Origin of the sequence: Kaistella palustris DSM 21579 (assembly GCF_000422265.1) — a bacterium.
GTDB lineage: Bacteria > Bacteroidota > Bacteroidia > Flavobacteriales > Weeksellaceae > Kaistella > Kaistella palustris.
Window position 1 is genome coordinate 233,250 of sequence record NZ_KE383812.1, and the last position, 16,912, is coordinate 250,161.

At 42.0% G+C, this 16,912-nt stretch carries 13 protein-coding genes; 1 reads left to right on the top strand and 12 read right to left on the bottom strand.

The features are described 5' to 3' along the window. Nucleotides 1-45: 45 nt before the first annotated feature. The 4 genes from purH to purM all read right to left on the bottom strand — a co-directional run bounded on the left by purH (nucleotide 46) and on the right by purM (nucleotide 4,086). Nucleotides 46-1,563 (bottom strand): bifunctional phosphoribosylaminoimidazolecarboxamide formyltransferase/IMP cyclohydrolase, encoded by a 1,518-nt coding sequence (gene purH, locus H562_RS0111120; protein ID WP_027377571.1) that lies wholly within the window; start codon nucleotides 1,561-1,563, stop codon nucleotides 46-48. 140 nt (nucleotides 1,564-1,703) lie between these two features. Beyond that, nucleotides 1,704-2,117: an endonuclease domain-containing protein gene (locus H562_RS0111125; RefSeq protein WP_051190488.1), complete on the bottom strand. Its 414-nt coding sequence runs from the start codon at nucleotides 2,115-2,117 to the stop codon at nucleotides 1,704-1,706. A 284-nt stretch (nucleotides 2,118-2,401) separates the two neighbouring features. Further along, the gene (gene purN, locus H562_RS0111130; RefSeq protein WP_027377573.1) at nucleotides 2,402-2,971 is read right to left on the bottom strand and encodes a phosphoribosylglycinamide formyltransferase; all 570 of its coding nucleotides are present in this window, start codon (nucleotides 2,969-2,971) and stop codon (nucleotides 2,402-2,404) included. A gap of 125 nt (nucleotides 2,972-3,096) precedes the next feature. Further along, a complete protein-coding gene (gene purM, locus H562_RS0111135) occupies nucleotides 3,097-4,086 on the bottom strand; it encodes a phosphoribosylformylglycinamidine cyclo-ligase (RefSeq protein ID WP_027377574.1) in 990 nt (329 codons plus the stop codon). 296 nt (nucleotides 4,087-4,382) lie between these two features. Here purM and H562_RS0111140 point away from each other — a divergent pair, with 296 nt between their 5' ends. Further along, on the top strand, nucleotides 4,383-5,243 hold the full coding sequence (locus tag H562_RS0111140; protein ID WP_027377575.1) for a DUF808 family protein: 861 nt from the start codon (nucleotides 4,383-4,385) through the stop codon (nucleotides 5,241-5,243). 51 nt (nucleotides 5,244-5,294) lie between these two features. On the opposite strand, the gene H562_RS0111145 is transcribed toward H562_RS0111140, so the two are convergent. From H562_RS0111145 to H562_RS0111185, 8 genes are all read right to left on the bottom strand, one after another. Continuing rightward, nucleotides 5,295-6,011: a pirin family protein gene (locus H562_RS0111145; protein WP_027377576.1), complete on the bottom strand. Its 717-nt coding sequence runs from the start codon at nucleotides 6,009-6,011 to the stop codon at nucleotides 5,295-5,297. 184 nt (nucleotides 6,012-6,195) lie between these two features. After that, nucleotides 6,196-7,578 carry an MFS transporter gene (locus H562_RS0111150; protein ID WP_027377577.1) on the bottom strand — a complete coding sequence of 461 codons (1,383 nt, stop codon included), beginning with the start codon at nucleotides 7,576-7,578 and terminating at the stop codon, nucleotides 6,196-6,198. A 51-nt stretch (nucleotides 7,579-7,629) separates the two neighbouring features. After that, nucleotides 7,630-8,157 carry a nuclear transport factor 2 family protein gene (locus tag H562_RS0111155; protein ID WP_034691146.1) on the bottom strand — a complete coding sequence of 176 codons (528 nt, stop codon included), beginning with the start codon at nucleotides 8,155-8,157 and terminating at the stop codon, nucleotides 7,630-7,632. Between the two features lie 51 nt (nucleotides 8,158-8,208). Continuing rightward, a complete protein-coding gene (locus H562_RS0111160) occupies nucleotides 8,209-10,071 on the bottom strand; it encodes a glycoside hydrolase family 13 protein (RefSeq protein WP_027377579.1) in 1,863 nt (620 codons plus the stop codon). A 282-nt stretch (nucleotides 10,072-10,353) separates the two neighbouring features. Further along, entirely contained in the window at nucleotides 10,354-12,510 is a 2,157-nt protein-coding gene (locus H562_RS0111170) for a glycoside hydrolase family 97 protein (RefSeq protein ID WP_027377580.1), read from the bottom strand. Nucleotides 12,511-12,645: 135 nt separating this feature from the next. After that, a complete protein-coding gene (locus H562_RS15050; protein WP_084466365.1) occupies nucleotides 12,646-14,094 on the bottom strand; it encodes a SusE domain-containing protein in 1,449 nt (482 codons plus the stop codon). An 11-nt stretch (nucleotides 14,095-14,105) separates the two neighbouring features. Next, nucleotides 14,106-15,236 (bottom strand): SusE domain-containing protein, encoded by a 1,131-nt coding sequence (locus H562_RS0111180; RefSeq protein ID WP_034691105.1) that lies wholly within the window; start codon nucleotides 15,234-15,236, stop codon nucleotides 14,106-14,108. A gap of 19 nt (nucleotides 15,237-15,255) precedes the next feature. Further along, nucleotides 15,256-16,908 carry a RagB/SusD family nutrient uptake outer membrane protein gene (locus H562_RS0111185; RefSeq protein WP_084466366.1) on the bottom strand — a complete coding sequence of 551 codons (1,653 nt, stop codon included), beginning with the start codon at nucleotides 16,906-16,908 and terminating at the stop codon, nucleotides 15,256-15,258. Between the last annotated feature and the right edge of the window lie 4 nt (nucleotides 16,909-16,912).

A 16,912-nucleotide genomic window follows, 5' to 3' on the forward strand; every position in this document is an offset into this window, starting at 1 on the left:
CCCTAAATACAGGTTTTCATCTACGCTCCTGCAAAGCTCCGGCCATCAGTGCAAAAAGTGGCGCATGCCGGTGAACATCATGGGAATTCCATGTTCGTTGGCGGCTTCTATGCTTTCTTCGTCACGCATGCTGCCACCGGGCTGGATGATGGCTTTTATCCCTTCCGCCGCGCAGAAATCCACCACATCACGGAACGGGAAAAACGCATCTGAAGCCAATACGAGGTCGCCGGAAAATTTTTCCTTTGCCCGTTCCACAGCCTGTTTGGTCGCCCAGATCCGGTTGACCTGACCGCCGCCGATTCCCAGTGCCTGACTGCCGTTGGAAACCACAATGGCATTTGATTTCACATATTTTACCACACGCTGCGCAAACAGCAGTGCTTTTTCCTGCTCGCCGGAAGGTTTGAAGACGGTGACCGTTTGTATATTTTCAGAAAACTGTGTATCATTATCCTGCACCAGGATTCCCCCATCGGTTTTCACCCACGTCTGACTGTCGGAAACGGGATTTTTTATTTTAATGATCCTCAGGTTTTTCTTTTTCCTTAATATTTCCAGCGCATCTTGATCAAAATCCGGTGCCATTACAATTTCCAGAAAAGTGTTATTCAGCGCTTCGGCAGTCGCGGCATCCACCGTAAAATTCATACCGATGATTCCGCCGAAAATGGATACAGGATCACACTCAAAAGTTCTTTGGTAAGTTTCCAAAGCGGAACTTCCCACGGCAACACCACACGGCGTAGAATGCTTAACCGCACAGCACGCGAGTTCTTCTTTAAACTCACTAACCACCTTCCAACACAGATCCATATCGCGCAGATTATTGAACGACAACTCTTTACCACCGAGTATCTCAAAATCTTTCATAGCGCCATTATCGGTCGTAGACACATAATATGCAGCACTCTGATGGGGATTTTCGCCGTAACGCAGATCGGAAACTTTTTTATAGGAAGCGTTCAAATATTGTGGATAAGCTTCGTCCAAAAGCATTTTGGAAATCGCCCCGTCATATGCCGAAGTCAGATTGAACACTTTTCCGGCGAGTTTCTTACGGGTTTCCAGGGTCGTATTTCCGCTTTCGGCAATTTCGTTTTGTACGGTTTCATAATCACCAACATCAGTAATGACTGTAACGGCAGTGAAATTTTTGGCTCCCGAACGCAGCATTGATGGTCCACCAATATCAATAAATTCCACTTTATCATCTAAAGAAATGTTGGAATTTGCATGTTCGAAAAAGGGGTAAAGATTCACAATGACCATATCAATCAGTCCAATTCCGTGGTCACGAACAGTTTCCATATGCTCCTCATTGGTTCGCACCGCAAGTAAACCACCGTGTACTTTTGGGTGTAAAGTTTTCACACGGCCGTCAAGCATTTCAGGGAAACCGGTGAGTTCATCGATTTGCACCGGATTTAGGCCCGCGTCTTTTAAATGTTTAAATGTTCCGCCGGTAGAAATTAATTCGTACTGGTCGGATTCTAAAAACCTTGCAAAATCTGCCAGTCCGGATTTATCGGAAACGGAGATGAGGGCTCTTTTTTTTGACATTTTCTTTCTTTTTACTTTTATTAATGGTGTTCAATTTTCTAATGACCTTCCCCTCTTTTGAAAGAGGGGTGCCGAAGGCGGGGTGTTAGTTCAATCTTTAAATAATCGGTTCCAACTTTATTTTAGTACCAGCTTTTCGTTCACGAAAAGTTTTTAATAATATAATCCTCAAGTTCTTTCATCACATTTGCTAAGTCATTCTTAATCCTGAAATCTGAAATTCTGTAAACTTTTAAATTCAAGCGCTCCAGAAAATGTCCCGCGTCACCGCAGTCTTCTTTATCGTCAACGCCTGAGCCATTGATTTCGATTACAACTCCCAAAGATTTAATATAAAAATCTACGATGTAATTCCCGATAATTCTCTGTCTGTCAAAATCAATATTATGAAATCCGCTATTCCGAACTTGTTTCCAAAATAAAACTTCCGACAGTATATAGCCTTTTCTTAGGCTTCTTGCTTTGGCCAAAAGTTCCTTATTCTTGGGAAGAACATCTATTTTTCTACGAAAAATTTCTATCCCATTAATATGCGTCAAGAGTTTTTTTTCCATAATAAAAGATACTTCCTCGGTTTAAACTTCAGCTTCTTTGGAAATTGCGGTACCGAGTGCTTGTTAAATCAGGTTACTTAGCTCAAATAATTTTCTCCCAAGTTTGTATGCAAATTTCATTTAATATACCCGGTCAAATCCAATTTCAACTTTTCACTGAATAGGATTACCGACACTTGGCGTCACATTGTTTTTATTCTTAATAGTTATCTAAATCATAAGAAGAATGTTAACATATTCCTATTAAAAAGCATACACACCCCGTCCTTCGGACACCCCTCTTTCTAGAGGGGAAATTTCAGCACTTTATCAATCGCTTCCGGAAAAATCTCAAATTCTACATCGTGCACCTTTGCCGCCAGACTTTCTATAGTTTCATCTGCTGAAACTTCAAACGATTTCTGCAGGATAATCTCGCCTTCATCAATCCCCGAAGTCACAAAGTGCACGGTAGCACCACTTTGTTTTTCCCCGCCCTCTAAAACCGCTCGGTGTACGTGCGTTCCCCACATTCCTTTCCCTCCAAATTTTGGTAATAATGCGGGGTGTATATTGATGATCTTTCCCGAAAATGATTCACAAAACTCTTTATTTAAGATCGACAGAAAACCTGCAAGAACAATAAGATCTGTATCTGGCGGCAAAATACTTTTTAAATCTGCTGAAAATGCTTCCCCACGAGGAATGAGATGTGCAGCAATCTGGTGATCTTTGGCACGCTCCAAACCCAAACACTGCCGGTCGGCAACGACCATAGAAATTTTAGCATCCCCGATTTCACCGCTATCAACGCCGTCTATTATCCTTTGCAAATTCGTTCCGGTTCCGGATACTAAAACAACAATATTTTTCATTTAAAATAATAAACCATTAATCATTATTAAAGGTCACCGCAGTATTTAAACAGTTCTTTTAAATTTGGTGAAGAAATTCAATTATTAAAAGCTAACCATTCACCAACTGGTTATCTTCGGTCATGTCAGATTAATTTTATTTTCTCTGCGTCTTCTGTAATTTCCCCTATTTCATACGCATCTGCAATCAGATCAAGCACTTTTTCGGCGCGGTGTGCATCTACAACCACCACCATTCCGACGCCCATATTGAAGGTTCCATACATTTCCGTACGGTCAATCTGCCCCCGTTTTTCAAGTTCCAGCATTACAGCGGGAATTTTAATTGTAGAAGTATTGATCTCTGCACACAGATTTTCCGGAATTATACGTGGTATATTTTCGATAATTCCGCCGCCGGTAACATGTGCGATTCCACAAACATCCATCTCTTCCAGAATTTTACGGATCGGTTGATAGTATAACTTTGTAGGCTCAAGAAGTGTTTCATACAGAGGTTTTTCTTCAAAAATTTCATTAAAATCAGTAAAAATCTTTCTAACCAGTGAAAATCCGTTGGAGTGGAAACCGGAGCTTGGCAATGCAATGATTTTACAGCCTTTTTTAATACCTGAACCGTCGATAATACGGTCTTTTTCTACAATGCCTACACAAAATCCCGCCACATCATAATCGCCTGGATTGTACATTCCCGGCATTTCCGCGGTTTCACCGCCAATCAGTGCGCAGCCGTTATCTTTGCAGGCCTCTACCATTCCAAGTACAATCTCGGCAGCAATTTCAGAATCCAGTTTTCCGCAGGCTAAATAATCCAGAAAGAACAGCGGTTTCGCACCATGACAGATAATATCATTTGCGCACATAGCAAAACAGTCGATGCCGATGGAGTCATATTTTCTGGCATCCAGCGCAATCTTCAGTTTTGTGCCTACACCGTCGGTTCCGCTTACAAGTACGGGATTCCGGTAACCGCCGATCTCGTAGAAAGCACCGAAACTTCCCAAATTATTGAGCACGTATTTGTTATGGGTCTGCGCAACGGCATTTTTTATTTTGTCAACGGTTTTGTAGCCTTCCTCTTTGTCGACTCCGGCGGATTTGTAGGTATTGCTCATCTTTGTTTTTTGTTTCAGGTTTAATCTCAATTTATTTTCGTGAACAAAAAAGCCGACAATCATTCAGAGAGTCGGCTTTTTTTTATATTTCGGCGTCAATTACATTTCCTGTTGGCAGGAATTTTTCTTGTGGTGAATGGAATTTCGACGTTTTCACTTTAAAAAATTTTGTTTTGCGAAAATAGGATTTTAAAATGACTTTCTGAAATCGTTTTTAAAAAACTTTAGTTCATTAATTTTTAAAAGAGAAAGTTTGAACTAAAAAGTTATTTTTGTGAAAATAAATAAAACAGTGTATGGCTTCAGGATTTTTTGCAATACTCGATGATATTGCTGCGTTGATGGATGATGTAGCAGTTTCGTCCAAAATCGCAACACGGCAGACCGCAGGAATTCTGGGCGATGACTTGGCAGTAAATGCCGAAAAAGCCACCGGTTTCCTGTCGTCCCGCGAAATCCCGGTGCTGATGAAGATTATGAAAGGTTCCTTCATCAATAAACTGATCATTTTACCGGTTGTTTTTCTGCTTCAGTTCCTTTTTCCGCCTGCGATCAAAGTTATACTGATTCTTGGCGGGCTTTATCTGGCGTACGAAGGTGTAGAAAAAATCGTTGAATTTCTCTTTCACCGAAAAAAAGAAGAGGCTGTCGTGGAGGAGATCACTGAGGATTTAACCGCTGAAAATACAAAAGTAAAATCTGCCGTAACCACGGATTTTATATTGTCGCTTGAAATTGTAATAATTGCACTCGGATCCGTAATGGGCAAAGAACTGCCTACACAGATCATCACCGTTTCTATAGTCGCTATTCTCGCTACAGTAGGAGTTTACGGCATTGTTGGCCTTATTGTACGGATGGATGATACAGGCTATAACCTCATGAAAAAATCCGGCTACAAAGGTCCATTAAATACACTGGGAGTTTTTCTTGTGAAAGCTTTGCCGATAATTATCAAAGGTTTAGCGGTGGTGGGAACAGTTGCGTTACTTTTGGTTTCCGGTGGAATTTTTGAACATAATATCGAAGCGGTTCACCATTTACTGCCTGCTGTTCCGGGAATGGCAAAACAGTTTATATATGGCATTATCGCGGGATTGATCATGGTGGCGCTCATTTCCGGCGGCAAAAAAATCTGGAGCGCCGTAAAGAAGTAAGGATAAAAAAAACGGGCGGACCCGTTTCATTTTTTAAATGACTTTCATTTTTTACGGCAATTCCATAGGAACCTCCATCAATAATATTTCAGAATCTTCTAAGGCTTCTAAATTGAATTTATCGGTTTCCCAAACTCCGAAGCCGTCTCTGGTTTCTAACGTTTGGTCTCCTACTTTTGCCGAACCCTTTAATACAAAAATGTAAACACCATTTTTTGGATCGTGTAATTTGTATTCCCTGGAAAATCCTTTTTCGAATTTCGCCATATTGAACCAGGCGTTCTGGTAAATCCACACTCCATCATCATCGGCATTTGGCGACAGAATCTGCTGAAAATCATTTAGTTTTTCACCTTCTTTAATGCTGATCTGATCGTAACGTGGCTCTACATTCATTTTGTTTGGAATGATCCAAATCTGAAGGAATTTTACAAGGCCATCTTTATTTTTGTTGTACTCGCTGTGCATTACGCCTGTTCCGGCGCTCATAACCTGAATTTCTCCGTTTCTGATAACGGCAGCCGTGCCCATAGAATCTTTATGCTCCAGATCACCTTCCAGCGGGATTGAAACAATCTCCATATCGCGGTGTGGGTGGGTGCCGAAACCCATTCCGGAAGCAACCTGATCATCATTAAGAACACGGAGTACACCGAAATTCATTCTTTCCGGATTGTAATAGTTGGCAAAGCTGAAAGTATGATGAGATTTTAGCCAGCCGTGATCCGCGTAACCGCGGGAATCTGCTTTGTGATAAACTGTTTTCATATTTTTTATTTAAATGTGAACTGTAACTCCTTAATTGTTAGACAAAAGTACAACGCTGCACATTAAATAACATTGATTTAAGATAAGAAACAAAGTATTGAGGTTGTGCAGAAAATGCAATGATTATTCCGCAAAAAAATCCGCCGTAAATGGCGGATACTAATGTTAATGAAGATCCTGTTTTTTAAAAATGGACCTGCTTAATTTCTTCTTCTATCTCCTGCGGAGTTTCATTCGCATCATTTTTTATGAGGAACATCGTTACGGCAGCGGCGATCAGCATACACACGCCACCAACAACCACGTAATCCATCGCCAGGTTTCCAAACAGATTTTTGACAACCGGCCCGCCAAAAATACCATTGATAATTTGCGGAACTACGATGAAAAAGTTGAAAATTCCCATGTAAACACCCATTTTTCTTTGCGGGATCGCATCAATCAACATTGCATATGGCATGGCTAAAATACTTGCCCAGGCAAATCCGAGTCCGACCATTGAGATCCATAGCATGTTAATATCTTTAATAAAAAACATAGAAATTAAGCCCAACCCTCCGCAAAATAAGGCCAGGGCATGCGTTTCCTTTTTACCGATCTTCTTTGCAATTGGTGTTAAAAGAAAGGCAAACGGAATGGCAAAAAGATTATAAAGTCCAAATAAATGTCCGGTTAAATCACCGGCTTTATTGAATTCCAGCGATTTGGTGTCTTCAGGCGAAAGACCAAACTGGTGGGTTGCCAAGGCGCTCGTTGTAAAAACCCACATGGTAAAAAGCGCAAACCAGGAAAAGAACTGCACAATTCCGAGTTTTTTCATTAATGTTGGAATTGCAGAAAAATCCCTGAACATCTGCGAAAATTTCGATGGTTCTGCAATACTTTCCTCGCCTGCGAATTCTGCAAATTCTTTGGGTGAATATTCCCTGGTCGTGAAAATAGTGTACAGAATAGAAATCATTAAAACTGCTGCGCCCACATAAAAGGCATAAATCACATTATCGGCTACATATCCTTCCGGTGCTACATTAGAAACGCCCAATTTCGTCAGCCAGTTCGGCATTTCAGAACCAATTACGGCACCAACACCAATTAGAATAGTCTGGATTGAAAAACCTAAAGTTCCCTGATGCTTCGGCAACATATCTCCAACTAAAGCACGGAAAGGTTCCATGGCGATATTGACGGAGAAATCCATCATCGCCAAGAAAATTACGGCTAACAGTAAAACATTCGCGGCAATAAGATGTGTAACCGACGCAGCATTTGGTAAAAGGACCAAACCGATTGCACACAAAACAGCACCAATTAAAAAGTAAGGTTTTCTGCGACCGAGTGGACTCCACGTATTATCGCCCATGTGCCCGATGATCGGCTGCACAATTAAGCCGGTGATCGGCGCTACCAGCCAAAACCAGGAAAGTTCATGAACATCAGCACCCAGATTTGCGAGGATTCTGCTGGCGTTTCCGTTCTGTAATCCGAAGGCCATTTGAATTCCGAGAAAACCCATGCTCATGTTGATGATCTGAGCGATGGAAAGGTTTGGTTTTATTTTATGAGCCATAATTTTAGTTGAGAGTTGACAGTTGACAGTTGACAGTTGATGGTTTGGAAGTTACCTCTTTAGGCCGGAAATGACAGCGTCTTCAATGGGCGTTTTTATTTTGATCACCGCTTCATTCACCTCATTTGGAATAGTTTGAGATAGAACGTATTGCCTGATCTTCCACTGGTTACCTATTTTTTCGAGAACGCCGCTGCCACGGCAGAGTTTCATTTGCGTTTCGAGCAGTTCGTCGAACCAGGCATATTTTCCGTCGGCGCTGAAAGTGATGTTTCTTTTCAGTGACGTAAAATTCCAGGGTTTCTTGCCGTCGAAAAAGGGTTTCGACCAATCCATAAATTCCTTTTTATTCCATACTTCTGTGGCGTCGGTCCCGATGTAAGTGGATTCTTCGGCGAAAAGGTCGAAATAATTATTAAAGTCGGCATTCGCCGCATAAGAATTCAGATCATCCAACACTTTGCTCACATTTTTTTTCTGAACGTTTTCATAAAAACCCTTTTTCTGGGAGAAAAGCGTGTTTGAGAAAAAAAACAGGAAGGTGACGATAGTAAGTGTAATATTTTTTTTGATTTTCATCCCTTTAATTATTGAAAGTGCCGCAAGTATGCCGGCGCCCGTTGACGGCAATTATTGAAGTTCTAAAATTAATGAAGATTTCGCGGAAACCGTCATTTTATTTTCTGGCGAAACCAAAAATTCCTTTCCGGAAATCACATCTTTGCCTTTTGTTACACCACTTAAAGATTCCGCAAACCGGCCCAGATCAAAGGTCTGTTCTTTGTCGTTATTATTAATGATGACCATTACCTTATCATTATCGTTGTAGCGGAAATATACATATACATTTTCCCGCGGCATATAATGTTTGGTTTTGCCGGAGTGAATCACTTCTTTTCCCTTTCGCCAGTTCAGTAATTTCTGCGTAAAACCGTGAAATTCTTTCTGTGCCGCAGTCTGGGTTTTAGGATCAAAGGCATTTTGGGCATCGCCTTTCCAGCCGCCGGGAAAATCTCTGCGGATGTCGGCATCACCGCCTTTATTTTTATCGCCCTGCATTCCGATTTCGGAACCGTAATAGATCTGTGGAATGCCGCGAACGGTTGCAATTAATGACATTGCCATTTTATAATAGCGCACATCATCTTTAAAAATTTCGTTGAATCTTTCAGTATCATGATTTTCGAAAAAGACTAAAATATTATTGATGTTTGGATACAAAAAATCATTGCCGAAAGAATTGTACAGTTTCATCATGCCACTGTCCCAACTTTCCTGCTCTTTTAATGCATTTGGCAAATCTGTATAAAGTGGAAAATCCATAACCGAGGGCAGGTAAGAGTTGTAATTTTCGATCTCTGCGATCTTGGAATCTTTCTGCCAGAAAGAAATGTGTGCGGGATTCTGCATCCAGGCTTCGCCGACAATATTAAAATTAGGGTACTCATCGGTGATTGCCTTAGCCCATTTTGCCATAGCAATCTTATCGTTGTAAGGATAAGTATCGACGCGTAAGCCGCCAAGTTCCGCATATTCGATCCACCAGATCGCATTTTGCGTGAGATATTTTAAAACCAAGGGATTGCTTTGATTAAGATCCGGCATCGTCGTATCGAACCAGCCGTTCAGAGCTTCCTTCTTATCGATTTCTGCAATGTTGGTATCGAACTGGGAAGTAATTCTGTAGTTGGATCTTTTGAAACCATACTTGCCTTCGCCATCTTTGAACTGATGGATCCAGTCCTGCGTTGGCAGATCCTGAATCATCCAGTGAGAGATTCCCCAGTGATTCGTTACGTAATCCTGTATGAGCATCATTCCTCTTTTCTGAAGGTCCCGCGAAAGTTCGAGATATTCTTCGTTGGTTCCGTAGCGGCCGTCGATTTTGTAGAGATCGGTCTGGGCGTATCCGTGGTAAGAAGTTTTCTTTTCATTGTCTTCATTGGCAGGGGTAAGCCAAAGCGCCGTGACTCCGAGATTCTGCAAATAATCCAAATTATTTATGATACCGCGCAAATCTCCACCATGTCTGCCGCTGGGTAAATTTCGGTTTACTTTTTCAGTCAAATCCGGCTGCGAGTCGTTGGAAAGATCACCATTTGCAAACCGATCGGGCATAATAAGATACATGACATCTTTTGATGAAAATGAGTTTCGGCCGGCAGAGTGGGGATTTCGCTTTTTGAGCTCGTAGGTATAAGAATCAACTGTTTTCTTTCCATTTTTGAAGTTAATTTTAAAGGAAGAATTATTTACCCCGTTCGTATTTACGGTAATGAAAACGTAATTAGGATTTTCGGTTTTTGTGAGGTCCTGCACTTTGATATTATCTGAGAGTTCGACCTGATATTTTGCGATATCCTTACCGTAAACCAAGATCTGCAGTTCAGGATTTTTCATTCCGTGCCACCAGAAGGCGGGTTCCACTTTTTGAATTTGGGCGAATGAAATCGCCGCTACTAAAAGAAGGAGAAATATTATGTGCTTTTTCATAAGTTACTTTTTAAAATAACCCTGTCAAGTTTTGAACCTTGACAAGGTTGTTCAGAACATATCTGTTATTTTTAAAACTTTGTTTTACAATATAAACTTTAATAAGCAGACCGGAATTGCCAGCCCCGATTGCAACGGTATCCTTTTGTGCAGCAACGCGGAACAAAAGATATAGTGGAAAGCGGGATTAAGCTCCTGGAAAATACTTCTAACAACCACCCCGTCAAAATTCTCCGAATTTCGCCACCCCTCCAAAGGAGGGGAATTTCTAACTCGGCCGTATTATTTCGCGGGCTCCAGGGAAATTGCATAACCGCCGCTGCGTGCCAGTTTCATGGGAAGTTTCGATTTGTTGGTCACCGTTTTTTTGTAGATTTTATAAGACTGTGGATTCTTGATGTAATCGGCATCATCGCCGTCGGCGTAAACTGTGGCTATGTATTTTTTACCTTTTGGCAGGAAGGCGAAATCTACGGTGTAATTCCTGGCATTCTCATCTGTAATTCCGCCGACAAACCACTCATCTTTTCCTTTGGTTTTGCGCGCGGTATGAATGTAATCACCCGGTTCGGCAGACAGAATTACGGTGTCATCCCAATCGAGCGCGACATCTTTGATGAACTGAAAAGCATCCATATGTCTGGCGTAATTTTCGGGCAGGTCGGCGGCCATTTGCAGCGGAGAATACATGACCACGTACAGCGCCAACTGTTTTGCCAAGGTCGTTTTCACAAATCGGGTGTCGCCCGGGAAATAGTAATCCAGTTTTGTCTGAAAAATCCCCGGCGTATAATCCATCGGGCCGCCCATAAACCTGGTAAAAGGCAAGATGGTCTGGTGATCGGGATTATTTCCGCCAAAGGCTTCGAATTCCGTTCCGCGGGCAGCTTCGGCACCGATCCAGTTCGGGTAAGTTCTGCTGAGACCTGTAGGGCGGATGGATTCGTGAGAGTTGACCATAATTTTGTAATCATTGGCTTTTTCTACAATTCTTTGGTAATGGTTGATGGTCCATTGCGAAAAATGGTGCTCGCCGCGTGGAATAATATTGCCGACATAACCTGTTTTTACAGATTCGTAACCGTATTTGTTCATGAGTTTAAAAGCATCGTCGGCCCATCTTTCATAATTGGTGGCAGAACCGGAAGTTTCGTGGTGCATCATCAGTCTGATGTTTTTTGAATGCGCGTAATCATTCAGCATTTTAATATCAAAATCCGGATAGGGTGTGATGAAATCGAAAACAAATTCTTTGCTGTGGCCGAACCAGTCTTCCCAGCCGGTGTTCCAGCCTTCCACAAGTAAAGCATCGAAACCGTTTGCAGAGGCAAAGTCGATGTATTCTTTGACCTTGGTGTTATTAGCAGCGTGTTTACCGTTGGGCGTCAGTTTAGAAAAATCAGTTTTGCCAATATGTACGTTATTCGCGGTGGAATAAGACCAGTTAGATTTTCCGATGATCATTTCCCACCAGACGCCCATGTATTTTGTCGGGTGAATGTAGGAAGTGTCTTTATATTGCGTAGGTTCGTTTAAGTTGAAGATCATTTTTGAAGCCAGAACCTCTTCCGCTTTCGGTGATACGATAATGGTTCGCCAGGGCGATACCGCAGGTGTTTGGATGTAACCTTTAGCGCCCTGGCCATCGGGAGTTAAATGGGTTTTGAATTTGAAGTTTTTGGCGTCGAGTTCCAGATTTGCGGCGGCATAGTTTATGAGAGCCGCTTCGGAAATGTTCATGTACAATTGGTCCTTACCTTCTTTTTTAAGCATTAAAGGCATTTGCACCGCGTTTTTAATTAAAGTCTGCGAGGCGTTACCATCGTAGGAAGTTGGCCATTTTGCGGGCACCTCAGAGAGATTTGAGGTTTGCGTTTGATATTCTTCGGTATCATAATCTCCGGCCATCCACCATGCTTTCATATCTGTAGGCAGGTCGATTTCGGAATCTTCCTCTTTAATGACGAAATAATTCAGATTTTTCTGTTCCGGAAATTCATACCTGAAACCTAAACCATCATTAAACAGACGGAATTTCACTACGATATACCTGTCATTTGCCGGCTGATTCAGGGTAACTGCGAGCTCATTATAATGATTGACATACGATTTCTTTTCGCCCATCACCGGTTGCCAGGTTTCATTTTTAGAATCATATTTTTCCGCTGTTTTTGTAAAACCGTTATCTAAATCTTTGCCCTGCTGATTTTTATTTTCTATTTCCGAAGCGAACTGAATATCGCCGTCTTTCAACAGTCTTAATCCTAATTTAGAATCTTCAATCACCGTTTTACCCTGATATTTTAAATCGTAATACGGAACTCCTTCCTTTAAGTGAAAGTTCATTTCAAATTTTCCGTCGGGGGATTTTAGCGCCTGTGCATTGAGAGTGAAACTTCCTAACAGAAGGAAAAGTACAGATATTTTTATATTTTTCATAATGATTTTTTCGAATCAATAAAATTAAAGAAAATGGCAGTGAAAAGCAATTATTTACAGTCTCTTTCTTATTTGCATAAAAAAAAACTGCTGCTAAAAAAGCAACAGTTTCATTTCTATCAAATTAAAAAATTCTTATTGAGGAGTTACCTTATAAGTTCCCAATTTTATGTTGGCGGTAATTTTGTACATCGCGTTACCACCGCTGTATTTTATGTTATCATTGTCGCCTTTGGGACCGAGGAAACCTGAGTTTCCGCCGGTATGGATATTCGCCCATTCCAAATCGCCCCAGGCCTGCTGACCGATAAATTTAAATTCAGAATTATCCGGAATTGCGATCGTATATTCGTATATGCCATCGCCAACCTGCTCCATTGGGATCGCAGTTGCAGCATCCCAACCCTGAAGTGAACCTACCAGATAAATATTGGTCGGTAAGGCAGGGATCGCCGAAGGAGTAACGGTAATGTCACGCGAATTCTGGTCGATTGTAATTTTGTAAAGTCCGGAATTGCCTGTGAATTTAATATTCTCGCTTCCTGAAGGTTCCAGGTTTGCTGACCATGTTGCAAAATACTTGTAAGAATCATTGATCCCAGAAGCATTTAAGCTGTAGTTAATCGGATTCCAGTCCATCTGCCCCAGAAAACGGAATTCACCGTTGTTTTCGAGGTAAGTATAGATTTCAGAAATCTCGTTATTTTGGTTCAGCAGCTGTGCATGAGGCGCATCCCAACCCACTGCAGTTCCGCCACCTACAAGATAGAAAGGTACGTATGCGGGTTGGTAAGGAGTTACCTTAAATGTTACCACGTCGGAAGTTTTGGTAATTGTTCCACCCGCGGACACAGTTGTTGCCGTCACCCGGATATCCATTTCAGATGCTACACCGACAGGCAAGCCCAGTTTCAGTACGGCGTCATTCAGATCAAAATTGGTCCAGACCAGCTCCTGTACATTCTGGGTAGTTCCGGCGGATACAAAATCACTTGAGCCTTTCGGTGCGATCTCCACATTGTAGTCTGCATTTACGCCATACATATAATCCACCCACGTTACGGTAGTTGCTGTAGCCAATGGATTCGCAGCATCCAAAACCAAATTGAGTCCTGCGGTTGGGTTGGTGATCACAGGTTTATCAACCGGATAAGGTGTGATATTAAATGAAACCGTGTTGGATACCAGTTTTGAACCATCGGTTGCGGGCACTTCAACCCTGAAATACACCTGCTTTGCTTCATAAGGTGAAAAACCTGCCTGCAGCAATGCATTATTGAGTTCACCAACAGTCACAGCGAAAGTATGGTCTTTGGTGGTACCAAATGTAACCGGAGTTTTAAAGTCTTCGGTTGCCGACATCATAATGGTATAGTTCTGGGTAGATCCCACACTTTCGTCCCATACAAGGCGGAATGTATTATTCTCCATGGTTGGATACAGCACGTTGCTTCCCAAACTCGTATCATAAAGTTTAAAGGAAGGTTCCGGTGAACCTGTGATGGCGAAATCATCATTTCTACACGAAGTTAAAAACATGGGTATCAAAAGAGATACAAGTAAAAATTTTAATATATTTTTCATAGTGGTTCGTGTTATAATTTAACGATTGAGTAAGTTCCGGCTTTCAGATTCACGGTTACTTTGTAATTGGAACCGTCGCCCTCGAAAGCTATATTTCCGTTGTCGCCTTTTGGTCCAAGGAAACCGGAATTTCCTGAGTTATCTTTCAGGATATTTCCCCATTCCAAATTACCCCAGGATTTCTGGCCAAGGAATTTAAATTCTGTACCTGCACCTAAAGTAGTGGTGTACTCAAAAACTCCTGTAGCCGTTTTGGTCATTTCCAACGGGTTGGCTTCGTTCCAGCCATTTACAGTACCTACCATATAAACTGCAGGAACATCATAATCAAATACCGGCGAAGCAGAAATATCCAAAGTCTGTTTTCCTGTTGCCGCATCAATAGTAATTTTATAAATTCCGGTCGCGCCGCTGAATTTCATATTTTCCTCGCCGTCTGCAGAAATTGTCGCCGGAACCTGCTTGAAGTATTTGTAATCATCTTTAATTCCGGGCGCATCAATACTGTAATTGATAGGATTCCAGTCCTGCTGGCCCAAAAATCTGAACGATTTACCCTGTTCCAAATAGGTATAAATATAAGAAAAGCTCGATTCCTTGTAAAGCAGCTGTGCATTCTGAGAAGTCCAGCCCACATAAGAAGCATCACCTACCAGATAGAAGGAAGGATAAACCAATTCATACGGAGTCACCATCATAGTGGTCACGTTGGATGTCGCAGTTAAAAAACGTGGAGTGGTTCCCAAAAAGGAAATCACCCGCAAATACATCTTACCGGCTACATTAGCAGGAAGACCAATCGCCTGGGCAGCTTTATTCAGCTGTTCTGCGGAATAAGTAACCGTTCTCACAGACTGGTTTACAGTTCCCAGTTCATAAGGTGCAGTAAATTCGGCATCGCCGGACGCCTGTATCGCATAACTTACTTCGGTTGGAGCCGAATAAGTTGCAGTTTGCCACGCCAGCGTAACAGCAGGGTTATTGGCAAAGTTACCGTCTAGAACAACCGATTCCGCAGAAAGGTCCAAAATCATAGGAGCTCCCTGGTTTTCGACTGTCAACATATCTCGATCCGAACACGCATAAATGCTGAAAACCGCAATTAGCGCCAGAATCATTTTTGTGAAAATATTTTTTTTCATTTTAAATTCAATTTAAATATTAATAACCGGAATTCTGCTCAAGGTTAGGATTTGCAATAATATCTTTTGCAGGGATCGGGTACAGATTGCGGTAACTTGCCACAGAAGCGCCGTCTTTTACACCTCCTTTCCAGGGCCATAAGTAATCACCTGTGGTGAATTTTCCGAAACGGATAAGATCTGTTCTTCTGGTCATTTCCCAACTAAGTTCACGTGCTCTTTCATCAAGAATATTGCTTAGCGTGATGGAAGTAAAAGGAACCGCGTGGGCTCTTGTCCGGATCGCATTCACGTAATTCAAAGCTGTAGTGGCTGAACCGTTTCCGCCGCGCAGCGTTGCCTCAGCATACATTAAATATATATCTGCCAATCGGTAAAGTGGCATATCGGCATCTACGTAGTTCCCGCCCGGATCATTTCCAGGCTGCCCGTTGCTTTTTATGTTTTTGTATTTAATGAAAGCATAACCATCGGTAAATGCGCCTAGATCATTGATCTCCAAATTCTGGCCATCGGTAAAGAATCTTCCTCTGACGTCGGAACCATCCGCAGGAAACAATCCTACAAAGGCTTTGGTCGTTCTTAAACCACCCCAACCTCCGGTAGGAATCCCGAATGCTACAGGATCCATCTTGGCACCACCAACTGCAGCGTGAACCATATAAGTAGTACCGCCATTGGTTCTGGTATTTACGCCATCAAAATTGATTGAAAGGATGTTCTCGGGATTATTAACGTCATTGTCTGCAAGGAAAAGACTTTCGTAGCTGATGTCTTTCGGGATTGTGTTATCCGGATTATTTGGGTCATCAACCTGAATAATTTTATTCTTTAAAGAATATCCGGCAGCAATAACTTTGCTGGTGTAGGTAATAACCTCATTGTTCCGGGCCTGACCTGTATAAACAGTTGAATTTAGATAAAGTCTTGACAGGAGCGACCACGCAGCGGCTTTGTCTGCTCTTCCGTACTGGTTCGTTCTGGGATCTTTTAATTCATCAGCACATGCAAGCAGTTCGGCCTCAACATATTTAAAAAGGTCAGCTCTTACGATTCGTTGCGGCGGGGTTGTAGATCCCGGCAAGAAGTTCTCGTCCACAAAAGGAACGTTCCCAAAAAGATCCAGCGCGTGATAGTACGACTGAGCCCTCAGGAATTTCGCTTCTGCACGCATATATTTGGCTTCTTTCAGATTGTCGCCGGTTATACCGTTTGCGGCAAGTTTTTCGTCGCTTGTATTTCTGATGAACTCGTTGGCAGTAGCGATTTCTGTAAAAATTCTGTAATACAGGCCACCGATGAATTCGTTGGATGAATCCCAGCTCATTTTGTGAATGGTTTGCAAAGTACCATCATTCCAGCCAATTACAGCTTCATCCGTAGGGATCACCTGCATGGTGAACAGCAGTCGTGTATATTGCGAGAAACCACCATCAATTCCATTGATATCGGAACTACCGTCGCCGCCTTCCTGTCCGCCTACAGCTAAACCGCCATAAACTTTTGCCAAAGCATTGGGATAATTTGCAAAATCTGAATAAACACTCAGGGAAGTAACATCTGTGATAGGCTCTCTGCGGAGATCATCCACACAGGATACTGCCGAAAACAACATTATGGCAGAAGCTGCTCCCGCAATAATATTTCTAAAATTTATTTTATTTGATTTCATTTTT